Here is a 16,609-nt window from a genome sequence, read left to right as displayed (position 1 = left end):
CCCCCCCCAGTTCCCACCCTCGGCATATTCGGCCTCATGGGCCTAGCCGGTGCAATTGGCGCTGCAGGTGTTGCGATGAATCGCAGACGCAAGCAGTAAGCCAAACCAACTCACTCACAGCCGCCCATAGGGGCGGTTTTCTTTTGCCGCTCTTTTGGGTATACTGGCGCTGCCTCGAAAGAGGTGGAGCGTAAGAACTCCAGAGACTAGCGGAAAGCCGCACCCGACAGCAAGCGGCTTTTTAACGACCCGGTTTTTCTAAATGTGCAAATCTGCACATTTGATGATTAAGGCCGGGAGGGCGACGGATACAACACCCGAAAGGGAAAGAAGTCCGCCTAGCTAGTCCTAGGTTCTTAACCTCCCGGCCACCTCGTGGACGGCGCGTAAGAACGCTATCCACGAGATTTCAAAGTCTCGACTAGGAGCGTTCTCATGTCCCAATCCATTTCTTACCTGCAACTCGACAGCATCCGCCAATTTGATGGGCTGTTCTCGCTCAACGACCTGCACCGCGCCGCTGGCGGCGAAGATAAGCACCGCCCCGCATTCTTTTTGCGGAATGATCAAACTAAGGCGCTGATTGAAGAAATTCAGTCTGTAAATTCACAGAGTGCGCTCTGCGCAGTGCGCGGCGGCAACGGCGGAACCTACGCCTGCCGTGAACTGGTAATCGCCTACGCAGCTTGGATTAGTGCAGCTTTTCACCTGAAGGTGATTCGGGTGTTCTTGGGTACGGCTCCCCAGCAAAAAGGCATGGACGTTGCCCAAGCGATGGAAGCGGCCAACCTGATCGCAGCCCAAGTTCAGAAGCGAGTATTCGAGCAACTACTAGAAAACGACCAATGGACATTCGAGCGCTGGATATTGTCGTTTGACTTTGAAGAAGGCAAATCGGTGCCCAAGTGCAAGAAGGTAGAAAACGGCTCCTATGTTCTCCCCCTCTCGCGCTTCAATGAAGGAATCAACAATGCAATGCGGCCAGACCCTGCCGTACTGTCAAAAATCAGCAAGGCCTGCACCGATAGGCTTGAACACATGGCCGCTTACAGCAAGAAGCCAGATAGCGCAGTAACTATCAGATAACAACCCCAAGCGTCCACGAGGCGCTTTTCTTATGTCGATCGCCTCAAAATACCTGAAATCAGGGATATGAAAGAATGTAAATAAGCGTTATAAGTCGCTGTTTTACTATTCAGGAGGTCAAAAATGTTACGCTCAATCATCACCGCATTTGCGATTCTGTTATACGGCAGCATAGCCGCTGGACAAGCGCTAACACTCGACTCTCCGGGGCCAGCAGATAACAGCAACTTTGGCGTCATGTTCGATGTGGATGCCACAAACGCAGTCACCATCACTGGCTTTGACATAGCACTTTGGGATACATTTTCAAATGATCCTGTTTATATTTACACCCGGACAGGAACGCATGCAAGCGTCGAACATGACAGCTCTGCTTGGACACTTGCAGGCACGGCCAACATATCTGGGCAATTGCGTTCTGTGGTCAATATCCCCGTTCAACTCAATATTGCATTGCCAGCTGGAAGCACCCAGGCGTTTTACATCTATCAATCAACTGGCAAGCGTTTGGGGTATCTAAATTCACCCCCCGCAGCAACTGATGTAGTTAGCGACGCTAACCTCAGCATTCTTGTTGGAACTGGGCTCGGCTCTGAATTTCTCGGCGGTTTACATCGTGCTCGAGCCTTTGTAGGCCGCATCAATTACAGCTTAATCGCGCCGCCGCAACCAACTACTGCCACCCCAGTCCCAACCCTCGGCGCATTCGGCCTCATGGGCCTAGCCGGTGCAATCGGCGCTGCTGGTGTTGCGATGAATCGCAAACGCAAGCAGTAAGCCACACCACCCCACACACAGCCGCTTTCGAGCGGCTTTTCTTTTGTCCAAACACCCTGCCCGCCTTGTCGCGGGCTTTTTCTTTGGGGAACCTATGACTGTTGTCATCATGCAATTTGCTCCTGCCGCATTCGAAAGAGAAAACGCGGCAGCTTACTGCGGCCTTAGCTTAAGCACATTTGAAAAAGGAGTGCGAGAAAAAACCATCCCTCAAGCCAGGCAGCTAAGCAGCAAGCGCGTGGGATGGCTGCGTGTTGAGCTGGATGCGTGGCTTTTAAGTCGCCCGTCATCAGAAATGCTGCCTCCGGCCAATACTGGCGCAAAGAAGCCGCGCATGCAGCTCGAGCATTCAACTCAATAAGCTCTCCCAATGCGCGGCGAGGATTTCAAGCCAAGCCCTTCGCTCACGATCATATGCATGCCGGTTGTAAACGCCAACTATGCCGGGCGGCAAGTGCCCTAGAATGGCTTCAGCGACTGCCTCTGGGCATCCAAGAGCTGCAAGCTTTGTTCGTGCGGTGCGACGCAAATCATGCGGTGCAAATCGCTCAATTGGCAAAATTGCGGCCCGCGCCCTTGGGAGTCGATCCGTAACTGTCGTAGGCCGGACAATCCAGAGTGCAACGCCTACTGCCTTTTGTTGGGTATGTGGAGTTTGCGCATCCCTCATTGGCGGAAACAAGTAGCCATCCCCAAAAGCTTCCTTACGTCTCAGTACCGAATCAAGAGCGCGGCCAACTAGTGGAACGCGGTGATCAGTAGCGCCGGCATGCCGCGCGCCCTTAGTTTTTTCTTTAGGTATAGTCCACCACCAACCATCTGCCTCTTGACAGACTTCGCGCCCCTCAATTGCAACAATTTCGGCTCCGCGTGTACAGGTGAAAATATACATCGTCAGAATGTCTTCAATTAGTGCAGTGAAGTTCGGCAGCCATCTGAGCAAAACTGTCATTTCGGCATCAGACAACACGCGCTTTCGCACGCCAGCATGCTTGCCTGCAATAATCTGTCCGCGAGACCTAATCTTCCCTCTAAGAACAAGCCTCCACCAATTAGGGGTTTCATCTGGGATGCGGCCAGCATCGAGCGCGTAATCCCATGCGGCACCTAGTTCGTTCCGAAGTTGCATGGCAAGAACTGGCGCACGGGTCGCTAAATGCTCGATCAAATCGAAAGCATCTGATCTACGAATACTCGCCGCAGGCTTATCGCTGATTGAATTTGTGTAGCCCGTCAATAGTCGCGTGACCTCTGCTACGCCTTTCGGCTTACGGTTGATGTTGATATGGCCGCGCAAATAATCATCTATCAAATTTCGCACCGAATAGAAATCATCCGCTTTAGCCTTCTTGGCAAGAGCAAGGAGACTCTTTTGGGGCAAAGCAGTCGCAACATCCCTCCCTGACTCTCGCGCCACCCTCATGGACTCCCAAATACCCAAGGCAGCCGCATAACTGATTGCGGGCCATTGCCCAATAACCTGCTGCTTCATTCGTCCATCGCTATGCTTGTACCGATAGACCCAGCTTTTACGACTGGCACGAGCAACAAGCCGAAGGCCTGGCGCATCATCGACAATAATATGCGCCCCCGGAACCAATAGTTTTGCTTGTCTTGCATCAAAGCTCATTCCAAACCCTTCAGTGCGGCGTAACATTTCCGGTATGTTGTCAAACGGCGTAGCACTGCATCAAAAATTTCAAAAATACTACGCCAATTAACGAAGTATAGCAAAGGGTGCCTAAGGATAGAGAAGGGCAAGTGCAAGACGCATAATGAACATAAGTCTTTGATTAAAATAGAGATGTCAAGAAAATCAAATACAGATCAACCACTTAAAGAAGCCAAACAATCGGGCCACACCCCGATGATGCTGCAGTATCTCCATCTTAAAAAAGACTATCCCAACATCCTCTTGTTCTACAGGATGGGAGACTTTTACGAGATGTTTTATGAAGATGCCCAAAAGGCTGCACGCCTGTTGAACATCACTTTGACTGCGCGCGGTCAATCGGCGGGTCAGCCGATTCCAATGGCCGGCATTCCGTTTCATTCGGCTGAAACCTACCTGGCGCGTCTGATCAAACTCGGCGAGTCGGTGGCGATTTGCGAGCAAATTGGCGATCCTGCCACCAGCAAAGGGCCGGTGGAGCGCAAAGTCGTGCGTGTCATCACGCCTGGCACCTTGACCGACAGCGCCCTGCTATCTGACAAAAACGAAGCGGTACTGCTGTCCATCAGCGAATGGGGCAAGGGCAAACAAGCCTGTTTTGGCCTGGCCTGGATGAGCGTCACGCAAAGCCATATTTCACTGGCGCAATGCGATAAAACCGGGCTTGTGCATTGGCTCGACCGCATCAACCCCAGTGAAATTGTCTACAGCGCAGGCGCCTCAGAGGCCTTGGAGCAATTGCTGGAGCAGCGTAAAAGCCAAGGCATTAGCCAAGCAGCATTGCCTACCCTGCCCGCTTGGCACTTTGATGCCGAGTTGGGGGAAACCGCACTGAAAAGCCATTTGCAAGCGGCCAGTTTGCAAGCCTGGTCGGCCGATGGCCTGACTGCAGCCCACGCCGCCAGTGCAGCGCTGCTGTATTTTGCCGAACACACCCAGGGCCGCAAGCTGCAGCATATCCAAAGCATTGCCGTTGAGCGCGATGGCGATTTGCTGTATTTGCCTGCCAGCACCCAGCGCAACCTGGAATTGGTGCAAACCTTGCGTGGTGAGAGCAGCCCTACGGTGTTCTCGCTGCTCGATACTTGCGCCACCAGCATGGGCAGCCGCAAGCTGAAAAACTGGCTGCTGATGCCGCGGCGTGACCGCGAGCATGCGCGTTTGCGCTTGGCCAGCATTGCGCAGCTGCGCCAGGCTGCGCCGACATTTCCGCTCTGGCAAACCCTGCAGGAAGCATTACAGCAAGTAGCCGATGTCGAGCGCATCAGTGCCCGTATTTCTTTGGAGCAAGTACGCCCGCGAGAGCTGGTCGCCCTGAAAAACACTTTGCGCCAGGCTGCGCAATTGGCTGCAACCGCCGTGCCTGAGGCATCGCCGCTGCAACCTTTGCTCGCAGGCTTGCAGCCCCCTGAGGGCGTGGCCGAATTGCTGGCCAAGGCCTTGCTAGAAGAACCATCGGTACTGGTGCGCGATGGCGGGGTATTTGCCGCCGGTTTTGATGCTGAGCTGGACGAGTTGCGCGGCATCCGCGACAACTGCGATGACTTTTTGCTGGATTTGGAAGGCCGAGAGCGCGCACGCTCCGGTATTGCCAATTTACGCGTGCAGTACAACAAGGTGCACGGTTTCTACATTGAAGTCTCACAAGGCCAGGCCAGCAAGGTGCCTGAGGACTACCGCCGCCGCCAGACCCTGAAAAACGCCGAACGCTTCATCACACCGGAGCTCAAGGCTTTTGAAGACAAGGCCTTGTCGGCGCAAGAGCGTGCATTGGCACGTGAGAAGCATTTGTATGAAGCGCTGCTTGCGCAGTTGCAGGCCCACGTGCATCCGCTGATGCAGCTGGCCGCATCGCTTGCAGAACTCGATGCCTTGTGCGCCCTGGCCGAGCGTTCGCTGAGCCTGAATTGGTGCGCACCACAGTTCACCATCGAGCCTTGTATTGACATTGAGCAAGGCCGCCACCCGGTGGTTGAACAGCGTTTGGCCCAGACCACGCAAACGCCTTTTATTGCCAACGACACCCGCATGGGCGGGCGCACCCGCATGCAAATCATTACCGGCCCGAACATGGGCGGTAAATCAACGTATATGCGCCAGGTGGCCTTGATCACCCTGCTGGCCAGCATGGGCAGCTATGTGCCGGCCACCGCGTGCCGGTTGGGCCCGATTGATGGCATCCACACCCGCATTGGCGCAGCCGATGACCTGGCCAATGCGCAGTCAACGTTCATGCTGGAGATGACCGAGGCGGCGCAAATTCTCAACAGTGCCAGCCCGCATTCGCTGGTGTTGATGGATGAAATTGGCCGAGGCACTTCGACCTACGATGGCTTGTCTCTGGCGGGCAGTATCGCCAGCTACCTGCACGACAAGACCCAGGCCTTTACCTTGTTCGCCACGCATTATTTTGAGTTGACTGAATTGCCGGCCAAACACCCACATGCGGTCAATATGCATGTAGCCGCGGCTGAGACCGGCAACCGGATTGTATTTTTGCATGAGCTGCAAGCAGGCCCAGCCAGCCGCAGCTACGGCATCCATGTGGCCAAGCTGGCAGGCATGCCCGCTGCATTGCTGCACCAAGCCAGAGCGACTTTGGAGCGTTTGCAAAGCCAAGGCCAGGCCGATTTGCAAAGTGATTTGTTCAGTGCGCCGCTAACACCCTTGGCGCCCGAGCCAGAAGCAGCACCGCCGCAAACCAGTGTGGTCGAGCAGCAGTTAGCGGCCTTGGATGTCGATGCCTTGAGTCCGCGAGAAGCCTTGCAGCAGCTCTACCAACTCAAGGAGGCACTGGCACACACGCGCAACGAGGATTTTTAACAAAACAGCGTGCTTTTTGGCCCGCCAACCCCACAAGGAGCTGCAAGGTACAAAAAAACGTATTGCGGCGTTGCCCATGTTGCGCATGCCGATGCATGCGCAACATGGGCACCTTGCACTAGATCATTTTTATGCCTTGCGTCGCTGTAAATAGGATCCTCAACAGGCTCTTAGCGCTAGCCCTCACGCGTAGGCCTTGAGTTGATCCAGCAAGTTTTGGCAGGCATCCTCCACCAAATCCAATACGTAATCGAAACCCTTGTCCCCACCGTAGTACGGATCAGGGACTTCGTGTGCTTGATGGCGCGTCGCAAAAGCCGCCAAGCGCATGATTTTGTGCTGCACGTCTGGCCCACTTACCGTCTGGGCGAGCGCACGCACAGCCGTTTCATTGGGCTGGTCCATCACCAGCACGACATCACTCTCCATCAAATCAACGGCCTTGACCTGCCTGGCACGCTGGTGCTGCAAATCAAAGCCGCGCAGCAGCGCGTGGCTTTGGGAGCGCTTATCGGGTGGCTCGCCCACATGGTAGGCATGCGTGCCAGCCGAGTCGACTTCAATCAGCTGTTGCAAACCGGCTTGTGCAATATAGCGCTCGAGCACACCGTGGGCGGTGGGGCTGCGGCAAATATTGCCCATGCAAACCATCAAAACCCGTATGGGGGCCGTGCGATTGCGGGTTTGCAAGTAATGCAGATCGGGGACGGTGGCTGCGTTGCCAGTAGCGTATGACATAAAGGTGTGTAATCCCAAAGTGCATGGATAAATAGGGCCTGCGGGTTGCGTCGTCCAGCCTCGTGAATATAGCGCGGTCACCAGCTGGAGTCCTCCTGCGCACTATGGTCGACTGGCGGACTTGAACGCAGCCCCTGCTATGCCTGATTGCGCAGGTAGATCGTAACCGGCCAAGCCCTTGGAGTCTGTTTGCAGGGATTTACCCTTGCGTGGCCACTTAATCCGCATGCATTGCTTGCATATGTCCATCGCTTGTTAGCAAATGGTGCAAAATCATACCCAGCGTTCTCGCATATTAATGAATGATTCAAGGAGGTCATGAGATGACAACTTTTCGTTTGAAACACATTGCCGCTGCTTTGGTGGCAACCGGCGCTTTGGCCGTGTCTGCCAGTGCTGTTGCACAAATCAAAATCGCCGTCGTCGGCCCTACAACTGGCTCAGTGACCCAATACGGTGACATGGTCAAAGAAGGTGTGAACACTGCGGTTGAGCAAATCAATGCCAGCGGCGGCGTGCTGGGACAGCAACTGGAACTGGTCATCATTGACGATGCATGCGAGCCCAAGCAAGGCCCAGTCGCAGCCAACCGCGTGGTCAACGACAAGATCGGCTTTGTCGTTGGCGGCGTATGCTCTGGCGCAACGATTGCAGCCGCTCCCATTTATGACGAAGAAGGCGTCGTGATGGTCACTCCCTCGGCCACAGCCCCTGCGCTGACCGACGGCAAAGACTACCACTTCATCTTCCGCACGATTGGCCGTGACGACCAGCAAGGCCCTGCGGCTGCCAAATACATCATTGACAAAGTCAAGCCTAGCAAAGTCGCGGTCCTGCATGACAAAGCCTCTTACGGCCAAGGCATTGCCTCTTCCGTACGTGACGAGTTGCAAAAAGCCAATATCCCCGTGGCGATTTTTGAAGGCATCAACGCAGGCGACACCGACTACTCTGCGGTGATTACCAAGCTCAAATCCAACGGCATCGATTTTGTGTATTTTGGTGGCTACCACCCAGAAATGGGTTTGCTGATGCGCCAGGCCAAAGAGCAAGGCGTCACAGCGACCTTCATGGGCCCAGAGGGTGCTGGCAACCCGGACATCAACGCCATCGCCGGCGATGCTGTGGAAGGCATGCTGCTGACACTGCCAGCTGACTTCACGCAAAACCCAGCCAACGAAGCCATCGTCAAGGCATTCAAAGACAAAAACCGCAATGCCAGCGGCGCATTCCAGCTGCCAGCTTACGCGGCCACCTTGGCCATTGCAGAAGGCATCAAGGCAGTTGGCGCGGCCGATCCAAGCAAAGTCGCTGATTACCTGCACACCGCCAAGATTGCCAGCCCGATTGGCGAATTGTCTTGGAACAAGGGCGGTGACTTGAACACGTTTGAATTCGATGTGTTCACCTGGCACAAAGACGGCAGCCGAACAGTCAACAAATAAGTGGCACAGTGGCCCAATCGCGGCCACTCAATAGCAGCCCCAGCCTAGTTCATTGCGCCTGTATCCATGAACCAGGTTGGTGCATACAAGCATTGAGCCCCCAAGCAGAGCCCTAAGCTCTGCTTTTTTTATGCTGTGAGTCCTTCAATAATCTATTGGCATGATTATTGCTTTGAGTTAAATGGCGCTTAACAGGGCATTAAATCAAATGTTGTTATTGCGTCTGAAATGCAGGATTGGCGCGGTTTTCATAGGGGAATCCACCCGATGACACCGCTTCATCGAACTCGCACAATAAGCCCACGCCATGTGCATTTCAGTGTTTTGACAATTAATGAACATCGCACTGAAGCACATTTTTTTGTTTATTTGGAGCCTTCACCTATGAAGTTAACCCGTTTTGTACCGACACTGTTTACTGTTGCGGCCCTGAGCCTGGCTGGTGGTGCATTTGCAGCGGACGCCATCAAAATTGGTATTCCCCAGCCTATGACCGGACCCAATAAGCAGTATGGCGATCAAATCCAAGCGGGTGCCCTGACCGCTATCGACACCATCAATGCCGCTGGCGGTGTCAATGGCCGTATGCTCGAAGCCGTGCTGATCGATGATGGCTGCGAGCCCAAACAGTCCGTGCCAGCGGCCAACCAGGTGGTGCGCTCAGGTGCCAAGTTCGCTGTTGCCCATGCCTGCTCGGGCACCACGATTCCAGCCGTACCGATTTATGAAGATGAACAAATCGTAGCGATCACACCAGGCGCTACCAACCCTGCGGTGACCGACACAATCAAGCCGCATTTCTTCTTCCGCACAATTGGCCGTGATGACCAGCAAGGCCCATTCGCTGCCAAATACATTGCCAACACGATCAAGCCAAAAAGCGTGGCCGTTTTGCATGACAAGCAAACCTACGGCGCAGGTGTCGCCACCCAAGTGCGTGACTCGCTGCTCAAAGAAGGTGTGAATGTTTCTTTGTTTGAGAGTATCAACGTTGGTGACAGCGATTACTCGGCCATCATCACCAAGCTGAAATCACAAGCGCCTGACCTGATCTACTTTGGAGGCTACCATCCTGAGTTGGGCTTGCTGCTGCGCCAAGCGCGCGAGCAAGGCCTGAAAGTGCAGTTCATGGCACCTGAAGGCACAGCCAACCAGGATTTGGTTGCCATTGCCGGCCCTGCCATTGAAGGTCTGCTTGTGACCTTGCCAGCCGACTTCACCAAACGTCCTGAGAATGCAAACATCGTCAAAGCTTTCCAAGATGCCAAGCGCGATCCGGATGGTGCGTTCCAAATGCCCGCATACACCGCAGTGGAATTGATTGCTGCTGCCATCAAGGCGGTAGGTGATGATCCAGTCAAAGTTGCCGACCACCTGCACGCAACTACTTTTGACACGGCCATTGGCAAAGTAGAATTCGACGCCAAAGGAGACTTGAAAGATTTCGAGTTTGCGGTCTACGAGTGGGATAAGGCTGGCGGCAAAAAGCAATTGTAAAAAATGCTTTGATCGTGATGGCAGCCCACCAGGCTGCACTACATTACTACCCCATCGCTTCGGCAGTGCCTCACAGTGGTGCTGCCTGCAACCGAAACCGGCAGTGATCGAACATCGCTGCCGATTTTCGTAAGGAGCCTCCCATTTATGTCTGAACTTCCTCAAATCATCCAGCAGATCTTCAATGGTCTGTCCTTGGGTGCCATTTATGCCTTGATCGCCATCGGTTATACGATGGTTTATGGGATCATTGGCATGATCAACTTTGCGCACGGCGAGATCTATATGATCGGCGCGTATGTGGGCCTGGTCACCTTAACGGCGATTGGCACCCAAAGCGGCCTGCCCATACCGCTGGTCATCGCTGCGATGCTGGTCATCGCGATGGCGGTCACCGGTGTATACGGGTACGCCGTTGAGCGCGTCGCATACCGGCCGGTGCGCGGTGGCCCCCGCTTGGTGGCCTTGATTTCGGCGATCGGTATGTCGATCTTTTTGCAGAACTGGGTCGCTTTGGGCCAGGGCGCGCGCGACCAGGCGGTGCCTTCGTTGATCCCAGGCGCATTCACTGTACATATCAGCGATTTTGATATCACACTGCCTTATTCGCGGATTTTGATCATCGCAGTCACTGTCGTGCTGATGATTGCTCTGACGCTGTACATCAAAAACTCCCGCATGGGCCGTGCTTCACGCGCTTGCTCACAAGACATGAAAATGGCTGGCCTGCTGGGCATCGACGCCAACCGTGTCATTTCCTTCACCTTTATTTTGGGCGCGATGCTGGCTGCTGTGGGTGGCGTGCTGATTGCCATCACGATTGGCAAACTCAACCCTTACATCGGCTTTATTGCAGGTATCAAAGCCTTCACGGCTGCAGTGCTGGGCGGTATTGGCAGTATTCCAGGCGCGATGCTGGGCGGTGTGTTGCTGGGCCTGGCCGAGACTTTTGCGGCCGCTTACATCTCGTCGCAATACAAAGACATCGTGGCGTTTAGCTTGCTGGTGTTGATTTTGCTGTTCCGTCCGACCGGCTTGCTGGGCAAACCTGAAGTGGAGAAGGTCTGATGCGCGCAACCATCAATAACGCATTCATTGCCGCGGGGATGACCGCGATCATCATCACGCCCGTGTTTGGTTTGCAGCTGTTTAGACAAGGCTCACAAACCCAACTCGAATCACACTGGGGCATGGTAGCCCTGGGTTGCGCCATCGTGTTTGTGTTGCAGCTGCTCAAACCTGCGTTGGGCAAACTGTTTGGCCAGGTCAATCTGCCCAAAGCCCCAACCCTGGCGCCCAAGGGACAAAAAATCCTTGGCTTATTGCTGATCCTGATTGCGCTGGCCTGGCCATTCTTTGGCTCGCGCAGCCAGGTTGATATTGCCACCCTGGTGCTGATTTATGTCATGCTGGGGCTGGGCCTGAACATTGTGGTCGGTTTTGCCGGCTTGCTTGACCTCGGCTTTGTTGGCTTTTATGCGGTGGGTGCCTACACCTACGCCCTGCTCTACCACTGGGCTGGTTGGTCGTTCTGGGAGGCGCTGCCGTTCTCGGGCCTGGCCGCTGCACTGTTTGGTTATTTGCTGGGCTTCCCTGTGCTGCGACTGCGTGGTGACTACCTGGCCATTGTGACGCTGGGCTTTGGCGAGATCATCCGTTTGTTGCTGATCAACCTGACCCAATGGACTGGTGGCCCAGATGGGATTTCTGGCGTTCCTAAGCCAACCCTGTTTGGCTACGAATTGACCCGCCGTGCCAGTGAAGAAGGCGCCCAAACCTTGCATCAAATGATGGGTTGGACCTTTAACAACCAGCACATGGTGATTTACTTGTACCTGCTGGCATTGGTTTTTGCACTGGTGACCTTGTACGTCTCCAACCGCCTGATCCGCATGCCGATTGGCCGTGCCTGGGAAGCGTTGCGTGAAGACGAGATTGCCTGCCGCTCATTGGGTCTGAACCCCACCAACATCAAGCTCTCGGCCTTCACACTGGGCGCGATGTTTGCCGGTTTTGGCGGTGCCTTCTTTGCTGCGCGCCAAGGTCTGGTCAACCCGGAATCCTTCACCTTCATTGAATCGGCGCTGATTTTGGCTGTCGTGGTGCTGGGCGGCATGGGCTCGCAAATTGGTGTGATTTTGGCCGCTATCGTGCTGACGGTGCTGCCAGAGATTGCCCGTGAGTTTGCCGAATACCGGATGCTGTTGTTCGGATTGGTCATGGTGTTGATGATGATGTGGCGTCCGCAAGGCCTGCTGCCCACACAACGCCCTCAGGTGGAGATTCCGCAATGACCACACAAACACAGAACACAGCAGGCGCAGCCCCACTGCTGGAAATCAGCAATTTGACGATGCGCTTTGGCGGCTTGCTGGCCGTCGACAATGTCGCCTTCCAAGTCGGCACGACCGAGATCTTCGCCATCATTGGCCCTAACGGCGCTGGTAAAACCACGGTGTTTAACTGCATTGGTGGTTTCTACAAACCCAGCTCAGGCCAGGTGAATATGCAAGGCCGCAATATTGCCGGTCAGCCAAGCCATAAAGTGGCGCGCCACGGTTTGGTGCGCACGTTCCAGAACGTGCGCCTGTTCAAAGAGCTGACGGTGCTGGAAAACCTGCTGGTGGCCCAGCACACGCAAGTCGAGAGCAATATGCTCAAAGGCCTGCTGAAGCTGCCCTCCTACCGCCGCGCTGAAAAAGAAGCGCTTGAGCGCGCCGTCTGGTGGCTGGACTTCATGGGCATTCGCCAATACGCCAACCGTGAAGCCGGCAACCTGGCATACGGCCACCAGCGCCGCCTGGAAATCGCCCGTTGCATGATCACCCAGCCCAAGCTGCTGATGCTCGATGAGCCAGCGGCGGGTTTGAACCCGCAGGAAAAAGTCGAGCTGCAGCATTTGATACAAAAGCTGCGCAATGACTTCAGCGTGGCCGTGTTGCTGATCGAGCACGATATGAGCCTGGTGATGAATGTCTCCGAGCGCATTCTGGTCATGGAACACGGCAAACCGATCATGACCGGCACGCCTGAGATGGTGCGCAACGACCCGCGTGTGATCAAAGCGTACCTGGGAGAAGAATGATGACTATGCCAAACTCTGCCAACACTTCGGGGGCTGTTGGTCAGCCCATGCTGCAACTCGAAAACATCGACACCTACTACGGCGCGATCCAAGCGCTCAACAGCGTCTCGATTCAGGTCAACCAAGGCGAAATCGTGACCTTAATCGGCAGCAATGGGGCGGGCAAGACCACGATGCTGATGACCATTTGTGGCAATCCACGTGCACGCAGTGGCCGTGTCCTGTTTGAGGGACAAGACATCACGCAGATGCAAACCCACAAGATCATGCAAAACGGCATAGCCATCTCCCCCGAGGGGCGGCGCGTGTTCTCTGATCTGACGGTGGAAGAAAACCTGAAAATGGGCGGCTTCTTCCTCAATTCCCACCAGATTGCAGAAGGCATCGAGCACGTTTTTAGCCTCTTTCCACGCTTGAAAGAACGCGCATACCAGCGCTCGGGCACGATGTCTGGCGGTGAGCAGCAAATGCTGGCGATTGGCCGCGCACTGATGAGCAAGCCACGCCTGCTGCTGCTCGATGAGCCGACACTGGGCTTGGCTCCACTGATCATTGCGCAGATTTTTGAGATCATCCAAACGATTCGCGCTGAAGGCGTAACAGTCTTCTTGGTCGAGCAAAATGCCAATAAAGCGCTGAAGATTGCCGACCGTGGCTACGTGCTGGAGACTGGCAAAGTGGTGCTGGAAGACACTGGTGCGAATCTGCTTGGCAATCCCGAGATTCGTAAGGCGTATTTGGGAGCATAAGCATTCCAGCACTGCCGATTGGCATTGTCACATGCACACCAACCTTGGCTTTTGCCAAGGTTTTTTTATGCCCGCAGGTGCGGCTGCACCCCCACAAGAACTGGGGTCAGCAAACCACGCCATGCGCCTGCTGTGTGATTGATGACAAACACATTTTGAAAATTGTCGCCAATGGTCCGGGGATTCAAACCGTTCATCACCAGCTGGCTCAGTGACCGTTTAGCGAGGATCGATCAAATTTATAATATTTTGTAAATATTTGACAATTACCTCTTTGAACAGCAACCTGGCCATGCCCCCATCTTTCGCACTCCAAGCCTCCGGCAAGGTGGCACGCCACCATTGCCGCGCAAACGGATTCACGTTGATTGAAGCCATGCTGGTAGTGGCACTGCTTGGAATTTTGACCGCTATTGCCCTGCCATCATTTCAGACCATGATCACCAACACAAGGGTTACGACCAGCGCATCGGAGCTGCAGAGCTTGCTGCTGTATGCAAGATCAGAGGCGGTGTTTCGCCGCTCCTCCACAAGCGTGACATCGAATGGCAGCACCTGGGAGGTGACAGCTGCAAACAACGACGTGCTGCGCAGCTTCGAGTTTCCAAATACTGTCACCCTTTCCAAAGCTCCTGCGCAAACCCTGAGTTTTGACAATGGCGGCACGGCTTCGAATAATTTTACTGTCAGTGTCAGCGTGACCAACGCCAGCAGATTGGAGTGTGTGCGCGTCACACGCGCTGGCCTTGTTCAAGTTGAACGCAAACCGGCTGGCCAAACATGCTAAAGACTTCCCTGCCCCTTAACAAACGCTCCAGTCAGGCGGGCTTCGCACTCATCGAAGTGCTGGTGTCGATTCTCATTTTGAGCATCGGATTGCTCGGCGCAGCCGGCTTGTTTACTCGCGCTATTGATTTCACGATTGACACTGAAAGAAGGCAAATGGCGTCGATGCTCGCCAATGAGCTGATGGAAACCCTGCGAGGCAACACCTCAGCGATCTTGAATGCCAAAGGCAGTCCCAAAGACAACTTGGGTGGGTATGCCAAAGCAATTGGCGCCGAACTCGACAGCACAAGCTGCGACAGCGAATCGGTTGATCCAAGCAATCAACTCAATTGCTGGGCTGCACGCTCACGGCAATTGATGCCAGATGTGACGGATGAATTCATTGCAGCCAATTTTTCGGTGACAGAGCAATCAGGCGTTGTGGCAATACAAGTGGCCTGGCCATCCAAAAGCGAGCAGTGTCTTGCTGCAGATAAGGAAGAAAATGAGAAAGACTACTGCACCTACACCATCCAATCGAAGTTGTAAGCCTATGAAAGCTGGTGCATCAGTCACACAAAAAGGCGTGAGCTTGATCGAGGTGATGGTGGCGATGGCCATCGGCCTGTTCATTCTTCTGCTTATCAGCCTTGTCTATGTTGAAGGTGCGCGCCACCTCAGTTTTCGCCAAGGTCAAAGTGAGAACTTGGCCAATAGCCGCTACACCTTGGATACTTTGGAGTCGCAGTTCTCCAAAGCCGGGTACCGTCGCGACCCAACACAAAGTATGGAGGAGGCATTTCCAGCCCTCACTGACGCAACTACTGGCTGCACTTTTGCAAGAGGCCAAGCCATAACAGTCGATGGCGCAGCTTTGTGCATTCGGTTTCAAGCACGCGATGCAAGCGAGACCGATTGTTCAGGCAATACTGACAGTGCCGTAGCCAGCCTTGCTCCTTACGAGGGAGCGACTGACACGTCGGTTGGTGCTGGCGTGTTTGTCGAGCGCTTTGCCATCTCTGACCAAACATTGGTATGCACAGCGCAAGGCACAGCCACTCCTGTCGCCTTGGGTGTTCGCGACATCCATTTTGAATACGGTGTTGGCCCACAAACAGCATCAATGGCTTTGCGAACAATCAGCAGCTATACCAGTCAGGAACCAAAGGCCGATGAGACGGTGCGTTCACTGAAGTATGCCATTTTGCTGGCTGCATCCAAGGCGCGCCTGACATCAGGTATTGAATCATCGGTCTGCTCGCGCTGGAAAACCACTGCGGGCGATAGCAATACCAGCTGCGATGAAAGCGGTGGCCACTTATACCAAATCGCCAGCGGAGCACTTAATTTGCGGAACCTCATGCCATGAATAGCAACCTGAACCTCAGCCGAGGCCCGCGTCTTAAAAAAAACAGCGCAGAACAAGGCGCTACCCTGGTAATTGCCTTGGTAATGCTGCTGCTGCTGTTGATGTTGGCTATCACAGGCATGCGTGCGATCACTCTAGAGTCACGCATTGCAGCCAACTTATTAGAGCAGCAGCAGTTATTTGAAGTCGCCGATGGCACTTTGCGGGACGGCGAGCGGGCGATTATCGGAGCTTACCAAGGCGTCAGACTGGTTCAATGCCCTGACGATGCGAAATCGAGCATGAAAGACGGCGTTCCTTGCTACGTTTCTGAAGCTAAAGCAGACTCCCTTGCCTTGAGCACGAACTTCGAAAAAGGCGTCGAAGTCGAAGGATTCAACGACAAGGGACCCAACGGATTTTGGTATCCACGCTACATCGAGACTGTTTGCCCTAAAGGCATGTCTTCCACGTCAGCCTTGAATTTGGCCACCACAGGCTGTTCCGAGTATTACGAAGTCAATGCACAGTCGACTCGGAAGATAGGGAGCACCAATTGTGGCCCCGATGCCCTTTGCCTGCGTTCCTCGATCAACCAATTTATTAAATAATCCATGCGGG

17 protein-coding genes are annotated in these 16,609 nt (G+C 54.4%); 15 read left to right on the top strand and 2 right to left on the bottom strand.

The window, feature by feature from the left end:
- From E8K88_RS18600 to E8K88_RS10685, 4 genes are all read left to right on the top strand, one after another.
- A partial coding sequence (locus tag E8K88_RS18600) for an IPTL-CTERM sorting domain-containing protein (protein ID WP_136406648.1) occupies positions 1-99 on the top strand: 99 nt, incomplete at its 5' end.
- Between the two features lie 336 nt (positions 100-435).
- Entirely contained in the window at positions 436-1,086 is a 651-nt protein-coding gene (locus E8K88_RS10695; RefSeq protein ID WP_136406647.1) for a KilA-N domain-containing protein, read from the top strand.
- Positions 1,087-1,209: 123 nt separating this feature from the next.
- Positions 1,210-1,863, top strand: a complete 654-nt coding sequence (locus tag E8K88_RS10690; protein WP_136406646.1) for a hypothetical protein — start codon at positions 1,210-1,212, stop codon at positions 1,861-1,863.
- A gap of 94 nt (positions 1,864-1,957) precedes the next feature.
- Positions 1,958-2,224 (top strand): helix-turn-helix transcriptional regulator, encoded by a 267-nt coding sequence (locus E8K88_RS10685; protein ID WP_136406645.1) that lies wholly within the window; start codon positions 1,958-1,960, stop codon positions 2,222-2,224.
- Here E8K88_RS10685 and E8K88_RS10680 read toward each other — a convergent pair.
- A complete protein-coding gene (locus E8K88_RS10680) occupies positions 2,213-3,520 on the bottom strand; it encodes a tyrosine-type recombinase/integrase (RefSeq protein ID WP_240754465.1) in 1,308 nt (435 codons plus the stop codon). The two genes, E8K88_RS10685 and E8K88_RS10680, sit on opposite strands and share 12 nt — an antisense overlap.
- Before the next feature lie 147 nt (positions 3,521-3,667).
- Between E8K88_RS10680 and mutS the strand changes: the two genes are divergently transcribed.
- On the top strand, positions 3,668-6,358 hold the full coding sequence (gene mutS, locus E8K88_RS10675) for a DNA mismatch repair protein MutS (RefSeq protein ID WP_240754464.1): 2,691 nt from the start codon (positions 3,668-3,670) through the stop codon (positions 6,356-6,358).
- A gap of 183 nt (positions 6,359-6,541) precedes the next feature.
- Here mutS and E8K88_RS10670 read toward each other — a convergent pair whose 3' ends face one another.
- The gene (locus tag E8K88_RS10670; RefSeq protein ID WP_136406665.1) at positions 6,542-7,009 is read right to left on the bottom strand and encodes a low molecular weight protein-tyrosine-phosphatase; all 468 of its coding nucleotides are present in this window, start codon (positions 7,007-7,009) and stop codon (positions 6,542-6,544) included.
- 410 nt (positions 7,010-7,419) lie between these two features.
- Here E8K88_RS10670 and E8K88_RS10665 point away from each other — a divergent pair, with 410 nt between their 5' ends.
- The 10 genes from E8K88_RS10665 to E8K88_RS10620 all read left to right on the top strand — a co-directional run bounded on the left by E8K88_RS10665 (position 7,420) and on the right by E8K88_RS10620 (position 16,599).
- Positions 7,420-8,541: a high-affinity branched-chain amino acid ABC transporter substrate-binding protein gene (locus E8K88_RS10665; protein ID WP_136406644.1), complete on the top strand. Its 1,122-nt coding sequence runs from the start codon at positions 7,420-7,422 to the stop codon at positions 8,539-8,541.
- Between the two features lie 384 nt (positions 8,542-8,925).
- Positions 8,926-10,038 carry a high-affinity branched-chain amino acid ABC transporter substrate-binding protein gene (locus E8K88_RS10660; RefSeq protein ID WP_136406643.1) on the top strand — a complete coding sequence of 371 codons (1,113 nt, stop codon included), beginning with the start codon at positions 8,926-8,928 and terminating at the stop codon, positions 10,036-10,038.
- A 147-nt stretch (positions 10,039-10,185) separates the two neighbouring features.
- Complete coding sequence (gene livH, locus E8K88_RS10655) at positions 10,186-11,106, top strand: high-affinity branched-chain amino acid ABC transporter permease LivH (protein ID WP_136406642.1); 921 nt, start codon at positions 10,186-10,188, stop codon at positions 11,104-11,106.
- Entirely contained in the window at positions 11,106-12,332 is a 1,227-nt protein-coding gene (locus E8K88_RS10650; protein ID WP_136406641.1) for a high-affinity branched-chain amino acid ABC transporter permease LivM, read from the top strand. The genes livH and E8K88_RS10650 overlap by 1 nt, the downstream gene beginning before the upstream one ends.
- Positions 12,329-13,123: a high-affinity branched-chain amino acid ABC transporter ATP-binding protein LivG gene (livG, locus tag E8K88_RS10645; RefSeq protein WP_136406640.1), complete on the top strand. Its 795-nt coding sequence runs from the start codon at positions 12,329-12,331 to the stop codon at positions 13,121-13,123. The genes E8K88_RS10650 and livG overlap by 4 nt, the downstream gene beginning before the upstream one ends.
- Positions 13,124-13,170: 47 nt before the next feature.
- Positions 13,171-13,872, top strand: coding sequence for an ABC transporter ATP-binding protein (locus E8K88_RS10640; protein WP_136406664.1), 702 nt, complete (start codon positions 13,171-13,173; stop codon positions 13,870-13,872).
- Between the two features lie 292 nt (positions 13,873-14,164).
- On the top strand, positions 14,165-14,659 hold the full coding sequence (locus tag E8K88_RS10635) for a GspH/FimT family pseudopilin (protein WP_136406639.1): 495 nt from the start codon (positions 14,165-14,167) through the stop codon (positions 14,657-14,659).
- The gene (pilV, locus tag E8K88_RS10630) at positions 14,653-15,189 is read left to right on the top strand and encodes a type IV pilus modification protein PilV (protein ID WP_136406638.1); all 537 of its coding nucleotides are present in this window, start codon (positions 14,653-14,655) and stop codon (positions 15,187-15,189) included. The genes E8K88_RS10635 and pilV overlap by 7 nt, the downstream gene beginning before the upstream one ends.
- A gap of 4 nt (positions 15,190-15,193) precedes the next feature.
- Positions 15,194-16,009 (top strand): PilW family protein, encoded by an 816-nt coding sequence (locus E8K88_RS10625; RefSeq protein ID WP_168797308.1) that lies wholly within the window; start codon positions 15,194-15,196, stop codon positions 16,007-16,009.
- Positions 16,006-16,599, top strand: a complete 594-nt coding sequence (locus E8K88_RS10620) for a PilX N-terminal domain-containing pilus assembly protein (RefSeq protein ID WP_136406636.1) — start codon at positions 16,006-16,008, stop codon at positions 16,597-16,599. The genes E8K88_RS10625 and E8K88_RS10620 overlap by 4 nt, the downstream gene beginning before the upstream one ends.
- The last annotated feature ends 10 nt before the right edge of the window (positions 16,600-16,609 follow it).

Source organism: Lampropedia aestuarii, assembly GCF_004803635.1.
GTDB lineage: Bacteria > Pseudomonadota > Gammaproteobacteria > Burkholderiales > Burkholderiaceae_C > Lampropedia > Lampropedia aestuarii.
Note: the sequence above shows the minus strand (reverse complement) of the source record. Positions and strands in the feature narration are given on the sequence as shown.

Bases quoted from the DNA above. Each gene is read 5' to 3' on its own strand.
- E8K88_RS10695 (WP_136406647.1), top strand. From the start codon at position 436: ATGTCCCAATCCATTTCTTACCTGCAACTCGACAGCATCCGCCAATTT.
- E8K88_RS10690 (WP_136406646.1), top strand. From the start codon at position 1,210: ATGTTACGCTCAATCATCACCGCATTTGCGATTCTGTTATACGGCAGC.
- E8K88_RS10685 (WP_136406645.1), top strand. From the start codon at position 1,958: ATGACTGTTGTCATCATGCAATTTGCTCCTGCCGCATTCGAAAGAGAA.
- E8K88_RS10680 (WP_240754465.1), bottom strand. From the start codon at position 3,520: ATGTTACGCCGCACTGAAGGGTTTGGAATGAGCTTTGATGCAAGACAA.
- mutS (WP_240754464.1), top strand. From the start codon at position 3,668: ATGTCAAGAAAATCAAATACAGATCAACCACTTAAAGAAGCCAAACAA.
- E8K88_RS10670 (WP_136406665.1), bottom strand. From the start codon at position 7,009: ATGGTTTGCATGGGCAATATTTGCCGCAGCCCCACCGCCCACGGTGTG.
- E8K88_RS10665 (WP_136406644.1), top strand. From the start codon at position 7,420: ATGACAACTTTTCGTTTGAAACACATTGCCGCTGCTTTGGTGGCAACC.
- E8K88_RS10660 (WP_136406643.1), top strand. From the start codon at position 8,926: ATGAAGTTAACCCGTTTTGTACCGACACTGTTTACTGTTGCGGCCCTG.
- livH (WP_136406642.1), top strand. From the start codon at position 10,186: ATGTCTGAACTTCCTCAAATCATCCAGCAGATCTTCAATGGTCTGTCC.
- E8K88_RS10650 (WP_136406641.1), top strand. From the start codon at position 11,106: ATGCGCGCAACCATCAATAACGCATTCATTGCCGCGGGGATGACCGCG.
- livG (WP_136406640.1), top strand. From the start codon at position 12,329: ATGACCACACAAACACAGAACACAGCAGGCGCAGCCCCACTGCTGGAA.
- E8K88_RS10640 (WP_136406664.1), top strand. From the start codon at position 13,171: ATGCTGCAACTCGAAAACATCGACACCTACTACGGCGCGATCCAAGCG.
- E8K88_RS10635 (WP_136406639.1), top strand. From the start codon at position 14,165: ATGCCCCCATCTTTCGCACTCCAAGCCTCCGGCAAGGTGGCACGCCAC.
- pilV (WP_136406638.1), top strand. From the start codon at position 14,653: ATGCTAAAGACTTCCCTGCCCCTTAACAAACGCTCCAGTCAGGCGGGC.
- E8K88_RS10625 (WP_168797308.1), top strand. From the start codon at position 15,194: ATGAAAGCTGGTGCATCAGTCACACAAAAAGGCGTGAGCTTGATCGAG.
- E8K88_RS10620 (WP_136406636.1), top strand. From the start codon at position 16,006: ATGAATAGCAACCTGAACCTCAGCCGAGGCCCGCGTCTTAAAAAAAAC.